Source organism: Streptomyces calidiresistens (assembly GCF_014141525.1).
In the GTDB taxonomy this organism is placed as follows: Bacteria; Actinomycetota; Actinomycetes; order Streptomycetales; family Streptomycetaceae; genus Streptomyces; species Streptomyces calidiresistens.
The window spans coordinates 1-558 of record NZ_VKHS01001490.1 but is presented as its reverse complement, the minus strand read 5'-3'; the positions used below and the strand labels follow the sequence as shown (position 1 = coordinate 558).

The window sequence follows — 558 nt, the reverse complement described above, 5'->3', positions numbered from 1 at the left end:
GGGGGAGGGGAACCGGCGGAGGAGGACCCCCCGGCCGGCGAGGGCGCTGCCGGGTCCATGTGCGCGAGCTTGTGGAGGACGGGCGCGGCGGCGCGCAGGCGGGCCCACTCGTCGTCGTCGAGTCGGGAGGCGAGCCGGGCGAGCCAGGCGTTGTCCTTGGCGCGGGTGGCACGGATCATTTCCTCGGCCCGCTCGGTGACGGTGGCGGTCTTCTGCCGCCGATCGACGGGATGCTGGTCCATCCTCACCAGACCGCGCTCCTGCAGGAGGGCGAGGATGCGCGTCATGGTGGGGGGCTGAACGTGCTCCTTGCGGGCCAGCTCCCCCGGAGACATCGGGCCGCAGCGGTGGAGGGTGCCGAGAGCGGAGAGTTCCGCGACCCCCAGGGAGCGATCCTCGCGCTGGTGGCGGACGCGCCGGGCGAGACGCATCACACCGATGCGCAGTGTGTTCACCGCGTCGGCGTTCTCGGGCGTATCGATGGGTGGCTCGGACACGTGAACCATCCTACTCCCGATTAATTAGTAACGCTAACGAAATGCCCCCCGCCTGCCCGCC

General features: G+C 71.0%; 1 protein-coding gene. It reads right to left on the bottom strand.

The features are described 5' to 3' along the window. A partial coding sequence (locus tag FOE67_RS27965; protein ID WP_182667584.1) for a MarR family winged helix-turn-helix transcriptional regulator occupies positions 1 to 506 on the bottom strand: 506 nt, incomplete at its 3' end. Positions 507 to 558: the final 52 nt, after the last annotated feature.